Genomic DNA, 23,815 nt, shown 5'->3' with positions numbered 1-23,815 from the left:
TTCGAGGTCATGGGGTTTTCTATTTTATATCATATATATTTGACTTTATGTAAAGTTTGTTTTACATTTAGACAAATATTATTTACACCTAAATAGAATTAACATGAAATCATCTCATTTATCAAACAAATTCAAGACACCAGGTTGGGTCTTGCTATCCATCGGTTCAGTACTTGGGGTATTGTATCTATTCTTTGATTTTACTTTCGGCTTTTTTGATGTCGAAAAGTATTTTGCACTGGTGAATATCCCTTTTATCGATGGTGAAAATGAAAAGTTATTTGTTCTTGTAAATGAACATCAGAATCTACAAGACGAGTTTGCTGCCTTCATACTAATTATAGGAGGATTATTCATACTACTTTCGCGAGAAAAAGAAGAAGATGAATTTATACTTCAATTAAAATCAGATGCACTCACATTTTCAATTTTAGTCAACTATATCATTTTGTTGCCTTGCATATTTTTATTTTATGATTTTGCCTTTTTGAATGTGCTCATATTAAATATGTTCACCTCATTATTTATTTATATCATAAAATTTCATTGGTCATTATATAGAGCTAAGAAAAGTTTAGAGAATGCGTAATCTGATAAAAGTAGAAAGAGCTAGAAAAAATATCACTCAAGCTGACTTAGCTAAAGAAGCGAGGGTGAGTAGACAAACCATAAATGCAATGGAAAAAGGGAAATATATTCCCTCAACTGTTCTTGCTTTAAAATTGTCCAAAATATTTGATATGCCAGTGAATGAACTTTTTGAATTAGAGGAAGTTGACTGGGAAAAATAAATAAAAAACCTCCTATTGGTATTACTAATAGGAGGTTTTTTTTTACATCTCACTCACCAACTTCACCACGCTGGCTTTGTTGGTTTTACTACTTCTTTCCAGCTTCAATACATGATCGTATATCGATGGATCGTTTTCGTTTGGTGAACCGAAGATTAATCGGATATTTTTAGAGGAAGTATAATGAATCAGATCTCGTAAATATCGATCGGATAATTTACCTACCTCATCAATTACACAGTGTACAAAGTAATCGTTCTGCTCTTTGTAAGCATTCTCTTGGAATACCGTTAGTAGCGTAATGTAAATCATGGATTTCACCAGTACGTCGGTACCCTCAGAACCTACATTCGATAACTTCTCCACCCAACCTGTATCATTATTATTTTCGATTACTCGGAATCTCAACATAAATGTATCTTCCAAAGTAATTTGTTTCTGATTGTGATCTCGGATCACTCTTCTCAGGTCTTTCAACAATTGTACAGACTGACGTGAATCTTTAGCACTTGCATTCACATTCACTTTAAAGATATCTCCTTGATCTGAGAATGAGACATCCTCATTTAGTCGATAAATCTTCTTTAAAGTGGTCAGTAAAGGTGTATTGTTCTCGTTGTATTCCAATTCAATGGATTTAACTACACCTACGAAATTACTTCTTGCGAAGCTATTATTAATCTCTCTTACAATTTTTTTAATCAAGTCTGAAGTATCAGATAAATCCTTCACCTGACGTGCCACTGAACTAATAATTTCTCTGTGCTGCTTCTCTAGCTGATCCCTCATGTGATCCAAACGTTCTCCATCCAATAGGCTTGGAAGAATATTTTTGGCCAAATAAGTGAATTCCTGAAGTGAAGACTGTGCATAAAGCGTTGGGATTTTTAAGTGATTGTCTTTTCTGAAAACTCCCGTAAAAATTTGTCCCTTCGATTTAAAAGATGAAGTTAAACGTCCTCTTTCTTTTAAAGACTTTCTCAATTCTGTCAGTAAAAATGATAAATCAGAGTCATTAATCTCCGCCTCATTTACTGCATCTGCTCCTTCGTCTAAATATTTCTTTAAACGTTCGTAAGCTTGTTCGTCTTCCTCTCTTGCCGCTTTATATTGCTTTAAAAGATGATTTGACTGATCTTTTGTTCGACGGTAATTGTCTCGCTTATCATCAAGATGATTGAGTTGTTCTTCGTATTCCTCCACAGCTTGATCGTAAGCTGCTTTTAGTTTCTCAATTTCTTTTTCTTGATGTTTAAGCTGATTTCTGATTTCCTCCGCTTTATCTAAATAGTAAACTTTATCTTTCTCATAATCCCTTTTGATCATTTGTGCCTGCTCAACTTGCTTCAGCTTTTTGATCAACATTTGGATTTCCTCTTCTACCTCATCAAGTTTACCCGTATCAATACCTTTTTCTTCAAGAAGACCTTTACGTTCTTCTTCCAACTGTCTTAATCGCTTATCATGATCGTTTTGGTAAGCCGACCACTCCTTTTCAAGCGTAGCAATATTGGCTTCAATTTCTGAAACTACAGTATTGATTTTGTTATTAAATACATCAGATGTTTCTCTTTCTCTCGACCACTTATCATCTTTTAAGTCTGATAATTTACCCTCTATCAATTCGCAATTTTCTGATGCAATACGAAGCTTTCTTCTCAACTCAACAAGTGCGTCTTCTTTCATTTCATCCGCTTTGCTGATGATAGATGTTTCTTGCTCTCTCGCTTTTTGAAGATCACCTTCAAATTCTTCGAGTTTTTGATTAAACTCCGAAAGCTTCTGCTCTAATCTAGAAAGTTTCTTCGACGATGATTCTAATAACTTGGCTACTTTTTGATCTACAATTGAATCTAAATCATTCAAATTTTCTTTGGCCGATTTCAGCTGATTTTTCTTTTGCTCCAATGTGGAAGCAATGTGATCTGTTGCCGTCACCTGAGCCACTAAAGAAGAGGTATCCAAATCGATTCCATAAAAAGAAGAACCGTCTACTATCTGAGGATTCAAGTCTTTTCTTGATAATAGATTCTCGTCACAGACCTTACCAATTGTTTCTGCCCAATCGGATTTATTCTGATCTAAAAAGGCTCTCAATGTACCTTCATAGTTCTCCTGACGTACTTTCCATTCTTCTACCTCATCAGAAATTAAAGTGACTTGTCTTTCCAACTCGGCTTGCTGACTCATCGCTTCTTTACGGATAATCTGCTCCTCCAAGCGCTTACGCTCTTTGGTATTCGCGATATCGTGTTCCGTTTCAGAAATGTTGTGCTTTAGATTAGAAATTTCTTGAGAAAGTTTTACCCTTTTGGTATTACTTTCCATCAATAAAGACTTCGAAAAATCTTTCTCCTTTTCCATTTCTAAAGCTACAGATGCTCTTGTTCTAATCTCTTTAGCTTCATCCAATTCGTTTCTCAACTCCTCTTCCTGAGCAAAATATTTATTTCGAAGCTCTTCTAAAGCTTGTTGTTTTTCTGAAGTAAACTTGTCCTTCTGAGCATGCAACTGTTCTCTTTGCTGTTGCTTCTCCTCGTTGAACTCGTTTTTTCTTGTAGAATATTTCGATAGAAGAGATTTCTTCTGTTCTTCTATCAAATGCTCAACCTCTACTGTTTTAGCCACCAACATTTGTTTTACCTCTTGTTGATAAGCCAACTGATCATTCAATCGAGGACCTTCCGTGCTCAATTCCAATAATTGATCAACAGTGTAAGCTGTTCCATCAATAGAAATCGACTGATATTCCTTTTCTCTCCTTTCAATTTCCTTGAGTGTCGCTTTCGTCTCCCCAAGTTCTTGATTTACCTCCCCCGTTTTTGTTTGATATGTATTTTCAGCCTTTTCGTATTTAGCTTTCATAGTATTTTCTTCCTCCTGCATTTCTGCAAGAAGTCGCTCGCTATCTGCCAAATGTTTCTGAGCTAATGCTACGCCACCACCAATTTGATGTGCCAAACGTTTTTGGTAATTCAGTTGCTGATTGATCTCTGCTTCTAAAGAAACGATTTCCTCTGCTCCTGCTTTATTCTTTTCGAAGTCTTCAAAATCGGTTAACTGATCGTCGAATTCATGAATAAAATTGGCGATTGTTTCTAAAGAGATAGGTTGCATTTCGAAGTCGGCTGATGCGGCTTCTGCAATGGCTCTTTTGATATAATCCGATTTCAATCCAGACGAACGGAAAATATTTGTGATCGCTTTAGGAATGCCGTCTGTATGTTGACTTTTCACACCTACAGATGGTTTCAGTAGGCTAAACTGTGCATTATAGCGACTCACTCCATAAATCACCTTTCTTAAATCAGCAAATCTTCTGATCTCGTCAGAGAAGCCAACTGACTTTTCAGTCACGTTTTCCAGGACCTCATCATGACTACATGCTTTACGATCTCGGATAAAATAATCTTTATCGTAAGCAGCATCAATAAATCTGAAACGAAGACGTCCACCCGATTTATACACCATCAAACAATGCTTTCCTCTAGGAGTCACGATTTCGTAAATCAGACGAGCATTCAAGTCTTGGAAATAATATTCAGAGAATGACATCTGCTGTTCTTTAATGCCCAATTCTCTTTTCTCCGAAGTGGCATGATAGAAAAACAACACGGCACGAAGCACTGTCGTTTTACCAAAGCCATTTGATCCTACAAAGTGAATATTTCCACCAAGATCAACTTCTGCATAATCAAAACCTGCACTTTTAATAAGTACAAGCTTGTTCAAATATCTTTTTGGTGTTACTGTTGTATTCATTCGTTGGTTGGATCAATATCAATTAAATCGACAATATCTTTTAGGTAGTTATAAGATGATAAAACAATGAAGCCTTCGTTTTCATCGTCCTCACAATCCATAAAACCCTGTCTTCTCATTTCTTCTACTAGATCTCTCACTTTGTCGTGAGTCGAAATGCTTTTATCTGATGATAATCGCTGCAGTTGATCGTTAAGGTCAGTCTCCACATTGCATTTATGCACAATATCTTTGATGTAAAACCTCATACCCTCACCAAACCCTGGGGCGAATGTGGCGAAAAAAGCCAAGCGATCGATGTATTTATAAAAACGTTCGATCTTCTCCTCAATCGTCTGACGACCACCTTCTCTGGAGAAGTAGTAATAATTATTTCCTTTCTTTAAATGAAATCCTAGCGGTGCGTAAACACTTTCGAAACCACTAAAATACTCGTCTACTTGGTCGTACAATTTTCGAATATCTGGCTTAATGGCATTGGCACTTAAAAACTGCCCTCTACTCAATAATTCAAATACTCTTCTGGTACTTGTATGATCTATATTCATGTTATTTTTTTTCTTTTGGTCGGATAAAAGCAAACTGTTTTCCGTTCTCTTCTACTTGTCGGGCAGGATCAAATGGATTTTCTGCTAAGCCGAAATCCATCTCGTCCTCAAAAATCAAGGCCACCTGACAATAGATTTTGATCAACTGATCTTCGTCCATTTTTTCTCCAAAATCATAAGACTTTACAAAAGAAAGTAGATCGTTGTCTTGAAGGAAGAAGGCTCTTTTCAGTTTCGCGAAATCGACGTGAAGCATCGTTTGCTGTTGAGGATCCAATAAATCGCCATCGATATCCAATTCTGCTTGAAGCTGCATTCTAATTTTATGCTGTCTTCTTAAAGCTACTCTTTCGATGATATCCAAACCGTCGTCCCCTCTTAAATATTCTAGATCCAAATGTGTTTGGAAACGAAGCTGAGTATCGAAGAATAAAGCGTTTTCGTGAGCGAAAACTTCTTCCACATTCGTTCTAACTTCCAATTCATAAAGATCTCTCAACTTTTTAAGTTGGATAATTTTCTTGTGTTGACGATCAAGTTCTGCGATCTGATTAATGAACCTTACAATCTCCTGTCTCAAGGCAATCAGGTTATGTCTTGCCATTGTTAGGTGAGTACCTTTCAGTTCATTGACGATCATACGAAGTCCTTCATCAGGAACTACTCTAAAAAATGCATTTTCTAAAAGTTCTTCCGCGTTCTTGATCAATCCAAGCAGTTTCTCGGCTTGTTCGTTATGGTCCTCAATTTTGACTCTCTTCAACTCAATCGATGAGGCAGTTTTGTATTCCTGCTTCACCAAGTTGTTCAGCGTACCGGCATTCTTACGAATTACTCTACCGATACTCATCAAATATCTTTTGATACGGTGAAGGTAGCGTTCTCTTTCTCGACTATCTTCATCTATTTCGTAGAGGTAAATGTTCTTTTTCAGAATCCTAATGGATTCATCGACCTCATAGTTTCTAATATCTTCGTTGATTTCCAGGAAATCCTCGACAAAATTTAATAAGCGTTCTTCCAAACGGGCAGGCTCCCCTTCTTGTAAAGAAATCATTCCTCTTGCTTTGGCTTGAAGAATTTCTTTCTCTTTACCGTCTGCGATCTCAGTGAGTTCATCAAAAGATGCACTTTTCCTCTTAAAGAGATGGTTGATCACTTTTCGATGCCTGTAAAGTTCGCGTATTAATTCATCAGCTGTTTGTATATCTGCCACTTATCGTTGGTTTATTATCATGATGAATAGCTCATCAACTAGAACTTTATAAGTAATGATTTTGATCCATTTTTTGCAAGTAATTGAAGAGTTTTTTCACTTCTCTTATATAAAAAATGAAGTAGTTTATTTTTATTCCAAACTTACTATCTGATACACGTTCAAACATTTATTATAATTAATTAAATCTAAGCGTTTTTTGTTAAACGAGCGCAAGGTTTGATAACAAAGAAAAACACTTTATTATATAAGATGTTAAAAGCCTCATTTTTACGATAAATAATAAAACTATGAGTAGGGGTTATCTCGTCCCTTAAGTGTTATTCAGTTGCAGTCGGTAATAAAATTGACTGAATAATTGAAAACTATAACCAACAATTTATCAAAAAAATGAAATTACAAACTAATCTATCAAGCATCATTGCGATACTAATCTTAACGGTTGCATGTTCAAAAAACGATGAACATTATTCCCCACAAGAAGTTCTTAAAAGTATCGATTTAAGCTATGCATCGAGTATTTTTATTGGGCCAAACCATGTCACGGGTGGTCTTAACAGAACACTTTACAAAGTAAAGAATGATAATGAAATCGACACTGTAGAATACATCAATAACTTTGGTGATCCTACCTCTCCTAAGTATTACCCCGATGAGGTATTTAAAATCAATGAGAAATTCCAGTTTTTAAGTTTTCAAGGTGTTGAAAACTATATCATTGATTCTCGTAATGGCAATGCTTTCTTAATGGAGAATGCCAGACCGATCAACCACTATAAGTTCTTTACAGATCAGTTTATTGAAACTTCTAGAGGTATTATCTATTTAGGAAATGATCATAAAATCTACTCTTTTAGTATTTCTGATGGAGCATCAGAATTAATCGAAAATCATATTCAAACAGCACATGATGGTGATATCATGAAAATTACTGCCGATCCAAAAGGTAACATCTTGTACACAGCCAATGTGGGTAATAAAGTAGAAGTTCACTTATACACGGTACACAATGGTTCGTCTAGAAAAATTGATGCTGTTGAAAGAATTGGTGTAACCCTTGTTTGGCCTGGACTAAAAGAAAACGAGTTGTTCTACTACACTCCAGATGCCAGCGACAAGGAAACTGCAGTTTACTTAGTAAACACAGAAACTTTAGACGTTCTTCCTTATGGTAATAATAATTTTGTTCTGTCTTGTGGTTTGAATGGTTTATTTAAATATGAGAATAAAATCCTTGGCATTGGTTGTAATGAAATTTACGAATTGGTGAACGATGATGAAAGCAGAGAGATTTTAATTACATCTTTAGAGGATTATCAAATAGTTAATTTTAGAACTGCTGATAAATCTTTAGACCATTTATTAGTTGGTGGTATTAATACATTAGGTAGAGGAAGAATTGTGAAGATTAATATTAACGATTACTCTCCTCAATATTTAAATCAATTGACTGATATCAACCCTCATATCATTAGTACAAATACTCTTGGTGAAAGTGTAGTTTGGGGTACTAGTCAACATAACGGTAAATCTGTATTATCAAACATCAAAGTAGATGGAAGTGTACAAACCATTTTCGAAAACGGTGATGGCGTGATCAATGGCTTGGGAAAATTAAATTAATCCGCACCCGGTTGAACACAACAAAACCTCTAATAATTTACAGTTATTGGAGGTTTTTTGCATTTATTGACAACAATCATCTTTTAGTATTAACAAGCATCAGCTACAGAAGTGTATTTTCTACCCATATTTGTATTAAGAAAATTAATTAATGCCAAAAACGGAATGAAATCACATAAATTATATGCCATTTTTGTTCTATTAATCGTGGTGATATTACTAGGGTTATCAAATAGCAACGTGAATGGTAAGGAGCAGAAACAACAAACAACTCCTCCTCAAGAGGTTAACAACTTATCAACAATGGAATGAGATGAAAATAAAGTATGAATTGAAATGAATTGGACTAACAATTAAATTACATATAAAAATAGGTTAACAACACAATCAAAACACAACCGCATTAATTATCAATTAAATAACTAAAAGCAAACCAACCTCGTTCGAGCTTCTTATTTAGAGAAAAAAATGAAGTTCGATATTAAAAGTGCCGAGATACAACTTGGCACTTTTTTGTTTTTAGGCCTATTATGGATTGTTCTATGTTAGTAAAAGTTAAAAATTCTTTAGTATGTTTTGATTATCAATAATTATTGAACACATCATGTAAATTGCGTACTATACACAATTGATAAAGAAGAAAACAAACGTTTTTGTAATCATATGACAGATCATAAAGTTCTTCATGACAAAATTCATGAGGTAATTTCAGAAGTAGGAAAAGTAGTAGTTGGCCAAGATTATATGGTCAATCGTTTATTGATAGGTCTATTTACTAATGGCCACGTTTTATTAGAGGGTGTTCCTGGTTTGGCAAAAACATTAACAGTAAATACACTTTCTAATGTATTGGACTTAGATTTCCAACGTATTCAGTTTACCCCTGACTTGCTTCCATCTGATTTAGTTGGTACTATGATTTACAACCAAAGAGAAGGTAAGTTTGAGGTAAAGAAAGGTCCTGTTTTCTCTAACCTAGTATTAGCGGATGAGGTGAACCGTTCTCCTGCCAAAGTACAAGCTGCACTTCTTGAGGCAATGCAAGAGAAGCAAGTAACTATTGGTGAGACGACTTACAAATTGGATCGTCCATTCTTGGTATTGGCTACTCAAAACCCAGTTGAACAAGAAGGTACTTATCCACTTCCTGAAGCACAAGTCGACCGTTTTATGTTGAAAGTGTACATCAACTACCCTCGTAAAGAGGATGAGTTGGAAGTGATGAGAAGAATGTCGAACCAATCGTTTGATGATTCTGTAAGATCTATCCTTTCTAAAGATGATATTTTCGCTATTCGTGACGCTATCAATGATGTGAAAGTAAACGAAAGCTTAGAACAATATATTATTGATTTGATTTTCGCTACTCGTTTCCCTAATGAGTACGGTTTACAAGAAGAAGCACAATATATTCAGTTTGGTGTTTCTCCTCGTGCATCGATCAACCTGCATAGAGCAGCTAAAGCAATTGCCTTCTTCGATGGTAGAGATTATGTTCTTCCAGAAGATATTAAAGAGATTGCTTATGATGTATTGAACCACCGTATCATCTTAAACTATGAGGCGGAAGCAGACAATATCTCTACGAAACAGATTATTGATTCTATTTTGAATAAAGTAAAAATTTCAAAGTAGTGAACAAATCTTTGAGCTAAGGTTAACATGCTCAAATAGAATACATTTTATGCCACTTCATTTTTTTGAGGTGGCATTTTTTATGTCAACATTAACTAAGCTATTATACAATCAAAATTAGAAGTTTTAAACCTTCTTTTTTTGACTACTCAGCGTTAGAATTTCATCACGTAGCTTTGCTATGCTCTTCAATTCTGCCTTGATTAGTCAAAAAAATAATAATATAACTTTTCCCAATTTCAAATGTATAACAGCTTAATTCTTTCTATTTTTACATACTGTTAAAATATTATGGAAGAAACTACATTATACATCGTTCCCACTCCGATTGGTAACTTAGAAGATATTACGGCTAGAGCATTGAGAATTCTTAATGAGGTCGATACCATTCTAGCTGAAGACACTAGAAACACTGGTAAACTTTTAAAACACTTTGAGATCAAAAGTAACCTGCAAAGTCATCATGCTTTTAACGAGCATAAAACGGTAGAAGGCTTGATCAAAAGATTAAAAAGTGGAGAGAAAATCGCCTTAGTTTCTGATGCTGGAACTCCGGTAATATCAGATCCTGGCTATATGTTAGTAAGAGCATGTGGAGAAGCTGATATCCGTGTAGAGACTTTACCCGGGGCGACTGCATTTGTACCTGCATTAGTCAACTCTGGTTTACCTGCGGATCGTTTTACTTTTGAAGGTTTCCTTCCACACAAGAAAGGGCGTCAGACTAAAATTCAAGAGTTAGCGGAGGAACAACGTACCATGATTTTTTATGAATCTCCTCACCGATTGGTAAAGTTTTTAGAACAATTGTCTAGTGCATGGGAACCTGATAGAAAGGCCTCTATATCTAGAGAATTATCTAAACTTCATGAAGATACCAAAAGAGGAACTTTAGAGGAATTGGCTCAACATTATTCGGAAGTACCGCCAAAAGGAGAAATCGTTGTAGTGGTTGAAGGAAAGAAAATTGAAAAGAAACCAAAAGGAAATAAGTACAAATACAAAGACGAAGCATGAGAAAATTAATCTACGACTTCATTCAAGCAAACTCTTCTAAGAAATGGTATTTATGGCTAATGGCATTAATTAGCGGCCTTTTCTTGGGATTATCGTGGCATGGTGCTTTGCCGCTTGTATTTATTGGCTATGTTCCTTTGTTGGAAATTGAAAGGGTAATTAGCATTAGCGATAAAAAGTACAAAGGGTGGAAAGTATATTTCTTCTCTTTCATCACCTTATTTATTTTTAATGTTACTGCTTACTGGTGGCTATGGTATGCTTCTGCTTGGGCTACTTTTGGTGCATGGGGAGCAAATGCAGCTTTAATGGCATTGCCTGTATTGGCTTATCATCATACTAGAAAAATATCGAAAGGAAAATACTTCCATCTAGACTTTGTTTGTTGGATGATCGCTTTTGAGTATTTACATATGCATTGGGATTTCTCATGGCCTTGGTTAAACATTGGAAATGTATTAAGCTACACTCCAAAACTGGCTCAATGGTATGAATATACAGGTGCTTTTGGTGGTACACTTTGGATATTAATGCTGAATATCTACTTCTTCAGTTTTATGGTCAGTGGTAGAAAAATAGTTTCTATTTTCTTCTATTTAACGATACCTATCACCTTCTCACTATACTTGTATTACACCTATGAGGAAGAAGGTACTGAGATCGAAACAGTTGTTGTACAACCTAATATTGACTGTTATTCTGAGAAGTTCAGATACAATGCTAGAACAGGAGAACAAAATACAAAGACCTATATCTCTCCAAGAAAGCAAGTCGCTCGCATGATTGAGTTGACGGAAAAAGAAATTACTCCAAATACTAAATTTATCTTTTGGCCTGAAACATCCATTAGTCAGAGTATCGATGAGAAACATCCTGATGCTTCGGGTGAGGTACAGTTGGTCAATAAAATGATGCAGAAGTATCCAAATGCTACTTTGGTTACTGGAGCGGATACTTATAAAATTTACGGTGAAACGCCTGAATCAGAAACTGCCCGTCATTCTGAGAGAATTGGTTACTATGATGTATTCAACACTGGCATCCGTTTTCATCAAAAAGATTCTTTGGAATTCTATCATAAATCTCAATTGGTCATTGGTGTAGAAACTATACCATTCCCTGAAATCTTAAAACCTATCATCTTAAACTTCGGAGGAAGTTCTGGAGGATTAGGAAGGCAAGAGGATAGAGATGTATTTAACAATGGAGCTATTAATGTTGGTCCGATTATCTGTTACGAATCTGTTTATGGTGAGTATGTGACTGAATATATTCAAAATGGTGCTGACTTCTTAACTGTCATTACGAACGATGGTTGGTGGAATGACACTCCTGGACATACTCAACACCTTGCGTTTTCATCACTTAGAGCAATAGAAACTAGAAAAAGTATCGCTCGTTCGGCAAATACAGGTATATCTTGTTTCATCAATCAAAGAGGAGATATTCTTGACCCTATCGCTTATGGCGAAATGGGTGCTGAAAAAGGAAACGTTCATATCAACAAAAAAATGACTATCTATTCTGAATATGGAGATTTTGTAGCTCGTATTGCTAGTGTATTGGCGGTAACTATGTTGGTCATTGGTTTTGTAAGAAATAAATCGAATAAATTATAATGGTTTACAACCACTAGAGGAGTCTAATTCTAGTGGTTGTACTTCTTCTAAGTATTTATAATAGGGTGATGAAAACCACAATTTTTAGAGATTATATTGAAAGCCCGATAGGCTTGATCGTTGTTGAAGCGACCTCTAAAGGTGTTTCTTCTATCAGATTCCTTGATGAAAATGAGGAAGTGTTGAATGATTTACCTAACCCTCACACATTAGAGGCGATTGAGTGGATTGATCAGTACTTTAATGGAGAAAGTAAATTGGGATTTGAGTTTCCATTGGATTTACAAGGAACCACTTTTCAAAAGACGGTTTGGAAAGAGCTTTGTAAAATTAAATACGGTACAGTAGTTTCTTATCTTGATATTTCTGAGCGTATTGGTAACCCAAAAGCCATTCGTGCTGTTGGTGCTGCAAATGGCCAGAATCCTATTGCTTTAGCAATACCCTGCCATAGAGTAATAGGAAGTGATGGATCGCTTACTGGATATGCGGGTGGTATTGGTCGAAAAAAATGGCTTTTGCAACATGAAGGTCACACTAAATATGGCCACGAGCAATTAAGCATGTTTTGATATCAAGGAATCTTTATTAGCCAAAAATACTTTTGAAGAAGCCTTTTTTACTATCTCCACAATCTTTTTGTTGTGTTTCTTCTTGATGTCCTACAAACGCTTTATCAATATCAAAGTTATTTACTGTAGGAACCAAGCTTTCATCAAAAACACATACTAAATCTAATTTCACTCTCGATTTAAAAGCTGCTAACTCTGCTTTTAAAGCATAAGAAATATTCGTTTCAGCTTCTACTTGCTTGATTTTTTCTTCAAACTGTGAAGAATTCATTTCTTTAATACTAGGTACATGACCATAGATCTTATTATTGAATAAATTGGCCAATTTGGTCACAAATGCTGCAATAAGAATATTATCAAGTTCCATCAACATTGCTTCCCTCATTTCTTTTTTACCCCATTCAGAAGTAGGTAGTATTTTCTCTATGATCCCTTGTTCATCGTCTGCATGAATAAGAAGCATAGTATGGGCTTTCATATCCCCAATAATATCGGTGGTTAAAACATAAACGTTACCATTGTTCTCTTTACCAAGTAAGGTGTCATTATCTAAAGACTTAACTTCTTGAACATTCCTTATTATGATTTCATCTTTCATTACGGTAGACAAAGACTGGGCAACATTTCCGAGGGCAATGTTAGTTATATCATTAATTAGATAGGTATTCTCTACTGAAAATTGGGATTGAGTCATGACAATCTTTTACTATTTTAAACTGTTGCAAATGTTGGTTTGAATAAGAATTCTGAGATGTCGTTGGCATCTAAAACTAAGCAAACATTACCGTTTCCTAGTATGGTGGCTCCACTTATAAATCTCGCATTTTCAACCGGTTTTCCAAGTGGTTTCTCAATTATTTCTTTTTGTTGTAGTAGTCTATCTACAACAAAACCAATCATTCGATTATCTACTGATACTACCACTATATTAATTTTAGATACTTGATCATCAATTTGATCAAATGATTTGTGGAGAAGATGAGGTTCTAATAACTCTTCGTTGTTGGCACAATCAAAAATATCCTTTAGGAACATCACAGAAATCGTTTCCTCTAAGTGTGTTGTTACTAATCCATTTCCTACTTTATGAATGGCTGATTTTTTGACGGAAATTACTGCTTCAGTAAATGATAGAGGTATGGCATATTCTACTTCATTTACAACAAATAATAATGCAGATTTTACGGCCATAGAACTTGGTAAGCTCAAACTAAAAGTTGTTCCATGTCCTAATATGGTTTTGGTATTTATCTTACCACCAACAGCATCTACTGCCTTTTTAACCACATCCATTCCAACTCCCCGTCCACTTACGGAAGTGACATTATCGACACTAGAAAAGCCTGGTTCGAAGATAAATTTCACGACATCATCATCTGATAATGCGGATAATGCCTCTCTTGATGCTAAGTTCTTTTCTAGGACTTTTTTCCTAATTTTTTTAGCATCTACTCCATTTCCATCATCAATTACTTCGATGATTACATATTCTTTATCTGATGATGCTCTTAGAAGGATATTACCTTCTTCTTTTTTACCTTTTTTCTTTCTCTCTTCTGGACTTTCAATTCCATGACTCACTGCATTTCTTACCAAATGAATCATAGAATCTGAAATGATCTGAAGTACATTACGATCAATTTCAATTTCTGTCCCTTCTAGTTTCAGGTTTACTTTCTTTCCTTCAAGAGTAGCTACATCACGAACAATTCGATGGAACTTATGAAATAAGGCACCAACTTGTACCAAGCGCACTCCCATTACAGAATATTGTAAATCTGATGTAATTCTGTAGAGTCTAGTATACTCATTGGTTGTCCCAAAACTTGCTCCTTGAGCAATTATTCTATCTTTTTCGATAGCTAATTCCCCAACTAAGTTTAGAAGTGTATCTAGCTTACTTACCGGAACTTGAACAAAATCAGAGAAAGTGATTTTTGCCTTTTTGTCTTCACTTTTACTTTCATCATCAAATTCTTCGGCTAAAGGTACACCTATTGGAACAGGTTGTTCTTGCAAGGCTGAAGCTTCTACGGTTTCTTCTTTCATCTCGACTTTAGAGGCTAAAATTGCATCTAATGCCTTGTCTTTTTCTTCTGAAGATTCCCCTCCTTGTGTCGCTTTGTATTCTATTTCCCCTTTAAGGTTTCTTAGAATTACTTTAAGTTTTGCTCTTAGTCCTTTATATGGTACTTTTTTCTCTGCTTTAATGCCATCAATCATCTCCCCAAGCTTATCTATCGCTTTAAAGAGATCATTAAATACCATGGAAGTTAGAACAATCTTTCCTTTACGGATTTCGCTGAAGATATCTTCTAATAGATGACCAATAGCAGCTATATCTTCGAATCCCATCGCTGCGGCATTACCTTTAAGCGTATGAATAATTCTGAAGATAGCTTCTGTGGCTTCTCTATCAGTAATATTTTTTTCGAGCTGAGTGAATAGCCTGTTCAATTCTTCAAAACTAGCTTCCGCTTCAGCAAGAAATATCTGTTTTAGTTCTTCTTGGTTCATCCCTTCCCTAACTTAATCGTCTATTACATTATTTGATTGATTGCATCGGTCAACTGTTCTGGTGTAAAAGGTTTTACCAAGTAGCTATCTAACCCTAGGTTCATTCCTTCATCTACAACAGACTGTTGTCCTACAGCACTGATCATGATAATTTTTGATTCCAATTCTTCTTCTTTGAGTGTTTTTAGGATATCCAACCCTAACATATCTGGAAGAATATTATCAAGGGTAATTAAATCAGGTTCTGTATCAAGTGCTAAATCAATTGCTTCTACTCCATTAGAAGCTTGTCCAATAACTTCGTATCCGGCATTCTCTAGTGCGTCTTTGATGATGGAACGCATATACAATGAGTCGTCTACGATTAAAACTTTTCTTGCCATGATATTAAAATTTAATCATCAAATAGTAGCCTTAGGTTCCCAACACAGGTTTAAGATCTTCTTTTGTAATGATTTTAAAGATGTCAATTAGAATGATTAAACGTTCTCCAATTTTTATTATTCCATTTATATAGTCTTGCTCCCCTTGCATATCGGCAACCACCGATGGAGAATAATCTATGTCGTTATCACTAACTGATAAGGTATTTGGTACATCTTTTACAAGAATTGCCATGTTATATTCATGACTTTCTACTACTAATGTATAACCACTCGTTTCACTTATCGTATTACTTAATGCAAACTTGTCTTCTAGGTCTATTATTGCTAGGATATTACCTCTAATATTCGCCACTCCTTTCACGTAGGAAGGAGTTAAAGGAACTTTTGTAATTCTTGGGGTAATCACGACTTCTTTAATCTGATCGATGTGCAACCCATACTCCTCTTCACCTAATCTAAAAACAATAATATTACTTTTCTTTTCCTGATCGTCCGTATCAATACGGTTCAATTCCACAGGAGAAGCATTTTCCTCAGGTAAAGAAGGTGAAGGCGTTACTCCATTTGGTTCTTCAAGGTTCATAATAGTTGTTTCTGGGTATTAATAGCCAGGAAAGTTGATGATGACAGATGTATCATCAACTTTCCTGGACTTCATTATTTCAATTTAAATTTACTTACACCTGATTTCAGTTGAGCAGCCACTTCATTCAATTGTTCAGAAGTTTCACCCATTTCTTTTACAGATTCTGACATTTCATCTGCAACACCGGCCACGTTTTTGGTTCCTGCTGCCGTGTCTTCAGATACTACTACAATCTTATCGATGTTTTGTACGACAGAGTCAATAGATGACTTTTGTGTTTCTGTTGCTTCCAATACATCTTTCGATAGATTAAGCGTTTCTTCAGATGAATCAAGAATTGTTTTAAATACTTCCGAAGCGTCTTTCGTTGCACCGTTTCCGACTTTTACTGCTTCTTCCATTTTGTCTATGGCCTTCGTTGCTAACCCAACGTCTTTTTGTACGTCTTGAATTACCTTCTCAATACCACCGGCAGATTGTCTCGAATCCTCGGCAAGTTTCCTAATCTCTTCGGCTACTACTGCGAAACCTCTACCTGCTTCACCGGCTCTTGCGGCCTCAATCGCTGCGTTTAGGGCGAGTAGATTGGTTTGAGAGGCGATATCGGTAATTACGGTTAGTGCTCTAGAGATCTCTTCTGATCGTTTTGCCAAGACTTCAATTGAATTGGATGTGGACCCTGCTGAGTTTTCTATCTCATTCATGTTCTCTACCAAGTGTTTGACAATCTGCATACCGTTCTGACAAGATTCCATACCAGATTCAGCTGATCGGTTAATGACATGTGCCTTATTACCTGTATCATCGGCAGCTTTCAAAATCTGATCTACCAACTGAGAAGATTCGTCCGTTCTAGATACCTGCTCCAACATACCAGCGTTTATTCCTTGAATGGCATCTACCACTGTGGTTGTTGATTTATCCATGATACTGAACTTATCTTTCATGGCTTCTGATGATCCTGCAACCGTATTTGACATCCCTTCAATTTCTAATAGTAGCGTTTGAAGGTTGTCCAGGGCGTCGTTTAGACCGTCAGCCATTTGTTTAATATCACCAGCTGATTTACCCACGAATCGTTTTGAAAGATCTCCTTTCGATAAACTCTTCGTTAGTGATTGGAATTCTAAAATTGGTTCAGAGATCGAACTTAGCAAGTTGTTAAAGGCTTCAGTTAATTCATGCCATGCTCCTTGTGCACCGGCAATTTCAAGTCGTTCATCCAATCGTCCTTGATTACCGGCAATATGTACTACTCGGTTAATCTCGTTAATAAACTTCTTCAGGTTATCTCTTAATGATCGGTTATTATCAATCATACGACCAATATCAGAGTCCATATTGATGTTACCAATATCTATCTTCGCATCAAAATTACCTTTAGCTAGTTCTTCCAAGAATTCGGATAGTGCTACATATGCTGATTTAAACTCTGTGACATCTGATGCGTATTTTACTACTTTGAATAAGTTACCGTCATCATCCATAATTGGATTATAAGTGGCTTGTAACCAAACAGGATCACCCGTTTTACTCACTCTTAGATACTCACCTGCATCGTGTTCACCATTTCTAAGTTTTTCCCAGAATTGTTTGTATTCAAAGCTGTTGGCATCTTCGTTACTTACAAACATTCTATGGTGTTTACCTTGTACTTCTTCTAAAGTATAACCTGTTAGAGATAAGAAATTGTCATTGGCTGTAAGAATGTTTCCATTCATATCAAACTCTACCACTCCTTGTGCCTTGAGGATGGCGTTAATCTTACCTCGGTTTTCTGCATTGGCTAAACGTCTTTGTGTTACATCCTCTGCAATTTTTACTACTTTATAGAAGTTACCATCATGGTCTCGAACTGGGTTATAGGTGGCTTGCAACCATACCTCTTTTCCAGATTTGGTATATCGTTTATATACATTTCTATCGAACTCTCCTCTTCCGAGTTTCTCCCAGAACTGCTTGTATTCTTGAGAATCGCCATAGACCTTATCAACAAACATACTATGGTGAGAACCGATTAATTCTTCTCTGCTGTATTCCGTATTTCTGCTAAAGATATCATTACAGTCCATGATATTACCAGTCAAATCAAACTCTACACGCATGTAGGAAGCATCAATTGCGGCAATTTTACCACGGTTATCTGCATTTTGAATTCTTCTTTGAGTAATATCCTGTAAGTAAGCGACAATCTTCACGTAGTTTCCATCGTAATCTTGAATTGGATTGTAAGAACCTTCCAGCCAAACTTCTTTGCCTTCTTTGGTCACACGTTTAAAGGAATCTACTACATATTGTCCTTTCTGTAATTTTGCCCACAGCTCTTTATTTTTGAGGGTGGCATCCTGATCTACTGGAACAAGTGTATCGTGAGGAACTCCAAGAAGTTCTCCTTCGTTGTATTCTAAGTTTTCTAAAATTGTATCGTTGGCAGAAATCACATCGCCATCCATACTTAATTCTAATACACCTGATGATTTCGAGATAGCTTCATCCACACCATCTTTTTCGACTTTATTGTCCATTTGTTCCGTAATATCGAAACGAATACCAATAAACTTAATTGGTTTTCCATCAATATCAAGTACCGGTGCAATGGTTGCATCTACCCAGTAATAACCACCATTTTTCTTCTTGTTACGGTATTGTACTTTAAATACTCTACCTGACTGAATGGTCTCCCAAAGATCTTTAAATACTTCTTTAGGTGTAGATGGATGTCGTACAATGTTGTGAGGTTTACCAATCAACTCGTCTACCGTATATCCAGATAAAGAAGCGAATGTTTCGTTGGCAAAAGTAATCGTACCATGCAAATCTGTTTCCGACATTAGAGCGGCAGAGTTAAAGGCATTTACTCTAGACTCTAATTCGTTCTTTAAGGCATCTGCTCTTCTTTGTGTCTCTACCTGATCGGTAATATCAGTTGCATATTTGATTACTTTATATGCTTGATTATTTAAGTCGAATATTGGATTATAGGTCGCTTGTAACCACATGATCGATCCATCTTTTCGAACTCTTCTATATACACCTTCATCGTTTACACCTTGGTTGAGTTTTTCCCATAGCCTTTCGTATTCTATAGATTTAGCATAGCTTTCTTCTACTAACATTCTATGGTGTTTACCAAGCAATTCGTCTTTAGAGTATTGAGTTGTTTGGATAAATAAATCGTTACAATCTTGAATGTATCCATTTAAATCAAACTCTACTACAGCTTGCACCTCGTTGATTGCTTTGATCTTGGCTCTGTTTTCAGAGTTATTCAATCGACGTTCGGTTACATCTTCCGCAATTTTTACAATCTTGTAGATATTTCCTTCCTGATCTCGAATTGGGTTATAGGTAGCTTGTAACCAAACTTCAGCTCCTCCATTTGCAAAACGTTTGAATACCCCTTTTTCAAAATTACCATTTCTTAATTTTTTCCAGAAGTTTTCATATTCTTGAGAGTTACCGTAACTGTCGCCTACTAACTCTTTATGGTCAATACCTATTAACTGATCTTTTGAGAAGCCTACCACTTCGGCAAACATATCGTTGCATTCGATTATTCTTCTATTTAAATCAAATTCAACTCTCATGTAACTCACGTCGATCGCGGCAATTTTACCTCTGTTGTCTGCATTCGCTAAACGTCTTTCGGTTACATCCTCACAGATTTTTACTACTTTATAAACATTGCCCTCTGCATCTTTAATAGGATTGTAAGTTGCCTGTAGCCAGATTTCTTTTCCTCCTGCTACTTTACGTTTGTAGATGTTTTTATCAAATTGACCTTTTCGTAACTTATCCCAGAAATCGGCGTACTCTTTTGATTTACCGTAAGTTTCATCTACCAAATTAATATGATCGAGACCAATCAATTCATCTTTAGAGAAACCAACTCCTTCTGCGAACAAATCATTACAATCAAGAATATGACGTTCTAAATCAAATTCTACTCTCATGTAACTATTATCGATAGCCGCAATCTTACCACGGTTATCTGCGTTATTGGTTCTTCTTTCAGTAACATCCTCACAGATTTTTACAATCTTGTACACATTACCTTCAGCATCTTTGATTGGGTTATAAGTGGCTTGTAACCAAATTTCTCTTCCGCCTGCTACTTTACGCTTGTAGACGTTTTTATCAAATTCGCCTCTTCTTAATTTGTTCCAGAAATCGGCATAATCCTTTGATTTACCATATTCTTCATCAACTAAATTAATATGGTCTAAACCAATTAATTCTTCTTTTGTGAAACCAACACCTTCTGCAAAAAGATCATTACAATCGAGAATATGACGTTCTAAATCAAATTCTACTCTCATGTAACTATTATCTATAGCGGCAATCTTACCACGGTTATCTGAGTTGGCTAATCTACGTTCTGTTACATCCTCACAGATTTTCACCACTTTATAGACATTTCCATCGGCATCTTTAATTGGGTTATAAGTAGCTTGCAACCAAATTTCCTTACCGCCTGCTATCTTACGTTTATAGACGTTCTTATCAAATTGTCCTTTCCTTAGATTATTCCAGAAATCTGCATATTCTTTTGATTTACCGTATTCTTCATCAACTAAGTTGATATGATCAAGTCCAATAAGTTCATCTTTAGAGAAGCCTACCCCTTTTGCAAAAAGATCGTTACAATCTAGAATATGACGTTCTAAATCAAATTCTACTCTCATATAACTGTTATCGATAGCCGCAATCTTACCACGGTTATCTGCATTAGTCAATCTTCTTGCAGTTACATCTTCAGCAATTTTCACAATCTTGTAAATATTACCATCATGATCTCTTACTGGTGAATAAGTTGCTTGTAAAAATACTTCTTTACCACCAGCTACTACTCTTTTGTAAACGTTTTTATCGGATTCACCTCTTCCTAGCTTTGCCCAGAAATCTTCATACTCTTTAGAATTTCCGTAGCTTTCTTCGACAAGCATTTTATGAGAAGCCCCTATTAATTGCTCTTTAGGATAACCGGTACCCTCAGCAAAGAGATCGTTACAATCGAGAATGGTTTTATCTAAATCAAACTCTACTCTCATGTATGATTCATCAATCGCTGCGATTTTACCGCGATTATCTGAATTGGCTAAACGACGAGCGGTTACATCTTGAAGGTAAGCGATGATCTTTGTGTTATTGCCATCGAAATCTTTAATTACATTATAAGTACCTTCCAACCATTTTGTTCTTCCTTGAGCATCTAATCTTTTAAAGGTATTTTTATAAAACTCACCTCTTTTTAAACTTTTCTTTCTGTCTTTCTCAATACCTAGGTGTTCAGGTTCATTCGGTACTAATGAGGAATGTTGTTTACCTATGATATCTTCAACACTTGAATAACCTAAGATTTTAGAAATATGGTCGTTGGCATCAACTATATTCTCATCTAGATCTAATGTTAATACGCCGGTTGATTCAGAAATTACTTCCTGAACAGCTTGCATTTCATTTTCCTGATCAATTTGTTTGGTTACATCGAAACGTACACCAATATATTTTACAGGTTTTCCATTATTATCAAGCACTGGAGCAATGGTAGCTTGTACCCAATAGTGAGATCCATCTTTGGCCAAATTTCTATACGTCCCCTGGAAAATCTGTCCATTCTGAACTTTATCCCATAATTCTTTAAATAGTGATTTTGGATTTGCAGGGTGACGTACAATGGAGTGTGGTTTACCTATTAATTCTTCTGGAGTATAACCTGATAATTTTGCAAAGGTCTCATTAGCAAAAGTGATGGTACCATATAAATCAGTTTCTGATACCAAAGCTGCAGTATTAAAAATATTTACTCTTGAATCCAATTCGGATTGAATGTTGGCAAACTCTTTTTCCTTAGACATCACCTCAGTAACATCCATACCTAACATCAGGTAGCGTATGATACGTTTTTCATCGTCTAAGATTGGAGAGATAGTCACCTCCAACCATACAGGGTCACCCTCTTTTGTTACATTATTGAGCGTACCTGTATAGGTTTCTCCTTTACCAAGAATAGATAAAACACTTTCTGCAAAATTCTGTGGGGTATCTGGTGACAGTAATTTTGATAATGGTTCATTTAAAAGCTCCTTGGAGGAGTATCCAAAAGTGCTTGCAAAATGATTATTACAGGAAACGATTGTGCCATCGGGGGCTGTTTCTGCAAGTAAAGCCGCTTTATCAAATGCTTTTAATTTTGCTTTAAGTTGATGTATTTCTTTTTGTAATTCTGCAGCTCCTTCAAAGAATTTCTTAGGACGTCCGTTACCTGCAGAGGCATCATCTTTACTTAAAAGACGATCTTTCTTGATGTTATCTCCAAGTGCCATTATTTAGATAGTTATTGGGTATTTTGATGTAACATGATTGGATCTGAGCAATGGGTTATTAAGGATCCGTTACAGAATTAAATACAATAGTTAAACTTTAATTTAATTATCTGGATGATAAGAACATTTTTTATTTTCCAGCTAACAATGTCATCATCCCTGAAATAGTAATAAGAGTTAGTAGACTACTAACCAAGATTTCATTTACTTAATTAATTTACGATTTTTTTAAAACAATATTACTATGCAATTAGTTATGCTAGGAATATTTATACACTTTCATAAAATTTTCTAGAAACACTAAATTGAGATAATCGATTCTTTCAAAATCAGGCAATTATACTTTTACTAAAGAGATAAATTCTCTAGCCACTCTCATGTACTGTATGGCTCCTGTAGATAATGGAGCATACTCAAATATAGATTGTCCAAAAGAAGGTGCTTCTACTAATTTTACATCAATTCCTATATTGTTATTCAACACTCTAATACCAAAATTCTCTTTGATATGATTTAAGATTTCCATGGTGATGGATCTTCTTGTATCGAACATCACAGGTAAAATACCAAGAATAGTTAAGCTATTATTTAGGTTTTCTTTTATCTGAAAAACAGTTTCTAGGATTTGAGAAAGACCTTGCATACTTAATACCTCCATTTGCAAGGGGACCAATATATGATCTGATGCTGTTAAGGCATTAATACTTAAAATGGATAAAGCAGGAGCACAATCTATAAGTATATAGTCGTATTTTTTTCTCGCCTTATCTACTGCATTTCTTAAAATGAACTCTCTTCCCTCTGCATTGACTAACGATAATTCGGCATCGGCCAGAGACACATCAGAAGGTGCTACAAATATCCCTTCTCTTTCTACTGCGATATCTTTTAACTTCTCACCTTCTGTCAGTACATGAGACATTGATTTGGTGTATTTGTCTTGTACCCCAAAATGAAAAGTCATGTTTCCTTGGGCATCCATATCAATTACCAAAACCTTGTGACCAAGTTTTCCCAATGCCACCCCTAAATTAGTTGTGGTTGTGGTCTTACCTGTTCCTCCTTTTTGGTTTACTATTGATATTACTTTTGCTGTATCTGACATAATTACACAAATCTGTTATAAGTTTCTAGACATGAATATATCAAATATCATTCTAATGTGGATGATATGTGACGTAATTCTAATGTGTATATCAAATAATTTTATTGAAACG

Annotated in this window: 17 protein-coding genes; 8 read left to right on the top strand and 9 right to left on the bottom strand. The window is 35.6% G+C overall.

Translation table 11 applies throughout. The features are described from left to right. The first annotated feature begins 103 nt into the window (after nt 1-103). Both MY04_RS18300 and MY04_RS18295 read left to right on the top strand, forming a co-directional pair. Nucleotides 104-589, top strand: a complete 486-nt coding sequence (locus MY04_RS18300) for a hypothetical protein (protein WP_066212064.1) — start codon at nt 104-106, stop codon at nt 587-589. Then, nucleotides 582-791: a helix-turn-helix transcriptional regulator gene (locus MY04_RS18295; RefSeq protein ID WP_066212063.1), complete on the top strand. Its 210-nt coding sequence runs from the start codon at nt 582-584 to the stop codon at nt 789-791. The genes MY04_RS18300 and MY04_RS18295 overlap by 8 nt, the downstream gene beginning before the upstream one ends. Nucleotides 792-833: 42 nt before the next feature. On the opposite strand, the gene MY04_RS18290 is transcribed toward MY04_RS18295, so the two are convergent. The 3 genes from MY04_RS18290 to MY04_RS18280 are packed head-to-tail and all read right to left on the bottom strand — an operon-like array spanning nt 834 to nt 6,317. Then, nucleotides 834-4,553, bottom strand: a complete 3,720-nt coding sequence (locus MY04_RS18290) for an ATP-binding protein (protein WP_066212062.1) — start codon at nt 4,551-4,553, stop codon at nt 834-836. Further along, nucleotides 4,550-5,101: a condensin complex protein MksE gene (locus MY04_RS18285; RefSeq protein ID WP_066212060.1), complete on the bottom strand. Its 552-nt coding sequence runs from the start codon at nt 5,099-5,101 to the stop codon at nt 4,550-4,552. The genes MY04_RS18290 and MY04_RS18285 overlap by 4 nt, the downstream gene beginning before the upstream one ends. 1 nt (nt 5,102) lies before the next feature. Beyond that, nucleotides 5,103-6,317: a hypothetical protein gene (locus tag MY04_RS18280; protein WP_066212058.1), complete on the bottom strand. Its 1,215-nt coding sequence runs from the start codon at nt 6,315-6,317 to the stop codon at nt 5,103-5,105. Nucleotides 6,318-6,707: 390 nt separating this feature from the next. Between MY04_RS18280 and MY04_RS18275 the strand changes: the two genes are divergently transcribed. From MY04_RS18275 to MY04_RS18250, 6 genes are all read left to right on the top strand, one after another. Next, complete coding sequence (locus MY04_RS18275) at nt 6,708-7,940, top strand: hypothetical protein (RefSeq protein ID WP_066212056.1); 1,233 nt, start codon at nt 6,708-6,710, stop codon at nt 7,938-7,940. A 165-nt stretch (nt 7,941-8,105) separates the two neighbouring features. Then, entirely contained in the window at nt 8,106-8,252 is a 147-nt protein-coding gene (locus MY04_RS18270) for a hypothetical protein (RefSeq protein WP_158297766.1), read from the top strand. Between the two features lie 351 nt (nt 8,253-8,603). Beyond that, nucleotides 8,604-9,575 (top strand): AAA family ATPase, encoded by a 972-nt coding sequence (locus MY04_RS18265; RefSeq protein WP_066212054.1) that lies wholly within the window; start codon nt 8,604-8,606, stop codon nt 9,573-9,575. Nucleotides 9,576-9,866: 291 nt separating this feature from the next. Then, complete coding sequence (gene rsmI, locus MY04_RS18260; protein WP_066212052.1) at nt 9,867-10,592, top strand: 16S rRNA (cytidine(1402)-2'-O)-methyltransferase; 726 nt, start codon at nt 9,867-9,869, stop codon at nt 10,590-10,592. Then, a complete protein-coding gene (gene lnt / locus MY04_RS18255) occupies nt 10,589-12,211 on the top strand; it encodes an apolipoprotein N-acyltransferase (RefSeq protein WP_066212051.1) in 1,623 nt (540 codons plus the stop codon). Before rsmI ends, lnt begins: the two co-directional genes overlap by 4 nt. A gap of 68 nt (nt 12,212-12,279) precedes the next feature. After that, nucleotides 12,280-12,783: a methylated-DNA--[protein]-cysteine S-methyltransferase gene (locus MY04_RS18250; RefSeq protein WP_101958153.1), complete on the top strand. Its 504-nt coding sequence runs from the start codon at nt 12,280-12,282 to the stop codon at nt 12,781-12,783. A 16-nt stretch (nt 12,784-12,799) separates the two neighbouring features. Here the strand turns inward: MY04_RS18250 and MY04_RS18245 are convergent, their stop codons facing one another. From MY04_RS18245 to MY04_RS18220, 6 genes are all read right to left on the bottom strand, one after another. Continuing rightward, nucleotides 12,800-13,477: a chemotaxis protein CheC gene (locus MY04_RS18245; protein ID WP_066212050.1), complete on the bottom strand. Its 678-nt coding sequence runs from the start codon at nt 13,475-13,477 to the stop codon at nt 12,800-12,802. Nucleotides 13,478-13,494: 17 nt separating this feature from the next. Next, nucleotides 13,495-15,300 carry a chemotaxis protein CheA gene (locus MY04_RS18240; RefSeq protein ID WP_066212048.1) on the bottom strand — a complete coding sequence of 602 codons (1,806 nt, stop codon included), beginning with the start codon at nt 15,298-15,300 and terminating at the stop codon, nt 13,495-13,497. A 23-nt stretch (nt 15,301-15,323) separates the two neighbouring features. Next, nucleotides 15,324-15,683: a response regulator gene (locus MY04_RS18235; RefSeq protein ID WP_066212046.1), complete on the bottom strand. Its 360-nt coding sequence runs from the start codon at nt 15,681-15,683 to the stop codon at nt 15,324-15,326. A gap of 31 nt (nt 15,684-15,714) precedes the next feature. Beyond that, entirely contained in the window at nt 15,715-16,269 is a 555-nt protein-coding gene (locus MY04_RS18230) for a chemotaxis protein CheW (RefSeq protein ID WP_066212045.1), read from the bottom strand. A 74-nt stretch (nt 16,270-16,343) separates the two neighbouring features. Further along, nucleotides 16,344-22,598 carry a methyl-accepting chemotaxis protein gene (locus tag MY04_RS18225; RefSeq protein ID WP_066212044.1) on the bottom strand — a complete coding sequence of 2,085 codons (6,255 nt, stop codon included), beginning with the start codon at nt 22,596-22,598 and terminating at the stop codon, nt 16,344-16,346. A gap of 337 nt (nt 22,599-22,935) precedes the next feature. Further along, a complete protein-coding gene (locus MY04_RS18220) occupies nt 22,936-23,703 on the bottom strand; it encodes a ParA family protein (RefSeq protein WP_066212042.1) in 768 nt (255 codons plus the stop codon). Nucleotides 23,704-23,815: the final 112 nt, after the last annotated feature.

Origin of the sequence: Flammeovirga sp. MY04 (genome assembly GCF_001682195.2) — a bacterium.
Taxonomy (GTDB): Bacteria; Bacteroidota; Bacteroidia; order Cytophagales; family Flammeovirgaceae; genus Flammeovirga; species Flammeovirga yaeyamensis.
Note: the sequence above shows the minus strand (reverse complement) of the source record. Positions and strands in the feature narration are given on the sequence as shown.

Bases quoted from the DNA above. Each gene is read 5' to 3' on its own strand.
- MY04_RS18300 (WP_066212064.1), top strand. From the start codon at position 104: ATGAAATCATCTCATTTATCAAACAAATTCAAGACACCAGGTTGGGTC.
- MY04_RS18295 (WP_066212063.1), top strand. From the start codon at position 582: ATGCGTAATCTGATAAAAGTAGAAAGAGCTAGAAAAAATATCACTCAA.
- MY04_RS18290 (WP_066212062.1), bottom strand. From the start codon at position 4,553: ATGAATACAACAGTAACACCAAAAAGATATTTGAACAAGCTTGTACTT.
- MY04_RS18285 (WP_066212060.1), bottom strand. From the start codon at position 5,101: ATGAATATAGATCATACAAGTACCAGAAGAGTATTTGAATTATTGAGT.
- MY04_RS18275 (WP_066212056.1), top strand. From the start codon at position 6,708: ATGAAATTACAAACTAATCTATCAAGCATCATTGCGATACTAATCTTA.
- MY04_RS18270 (WP_158297766.1), top strand. From the start codon at position 8,106: ATGAAATCACATAAATTATATGCCATTTTTGTTCTATTAATCGTGGTG.
- MY04_RS18265 (WP_066212054.1), top strand. From the start codon at position 8,604: ATGACAGATCATAAAGTTCTTCATGACAAAATTCATGAGGTAATTTCA.
- rsmI (WP_066212052.1), top strand. From the start codon at position 9,867: ATGGAAGAAACTACATTATACATCGTTCCCACTCCGATTGGTAACTTA.
- lnt (WP_066212051.1), top strand. From the start codon at position 10,589: ATGAGAAAATTAATCTACGACTTCATTCAAGCAAACTCTTCTAAGAAA.
- MY04_RS18250 (WP_101958153.1), top strand. From the start codon at position 12,280: ATGAAAACCACAATTTTTAGAGATTATATTGAAAGCCCGATAGGCTTG.
- MY04_RS18245 (WP_066212050.1), bottom strand. From the start codon at position 13,477: ATGACTCAATCCCAATTTTCAGTAGAGAATACCTATCTAATTAATGAT.
- MY04_RS18240 (WP_066212048.1), bottom strand. From the start codon at position 15,300: ATGAACCAAGAAGAACTAAAACAGATATTTCTTGCTGAAGCGGAAGCT.
- MY04_RS18235 (WP_066212046.1), bottom strand. From the start codon at position 15,683: ATGGCAAGAAAAGTTTTAATCGTAGACGACTCATTGTATATGCGTTCC.
- MY04_RS18230 (WP_066212045.1), bottom strand. From the start codon at position 16,269: ATGAACCTTGAAGAACCAAATGGAGTAACGCCTTCACCTTCTTTACCT.
- MY04_RS18225 (WP_066212044.1), bottom strand. From the start codon at position 22,598: ATGGCACTTGGAGATAACATCAAGAAAGATCGTCTTTTAAGTAAAGAT.
- MY04_RS18220 (WP_066212042.1), bottom strand. From the start codon at position 23,703: ATGTCAGATACAGCAAAAGTAATATCAATAGTAAACCAAAAAGGAGGA.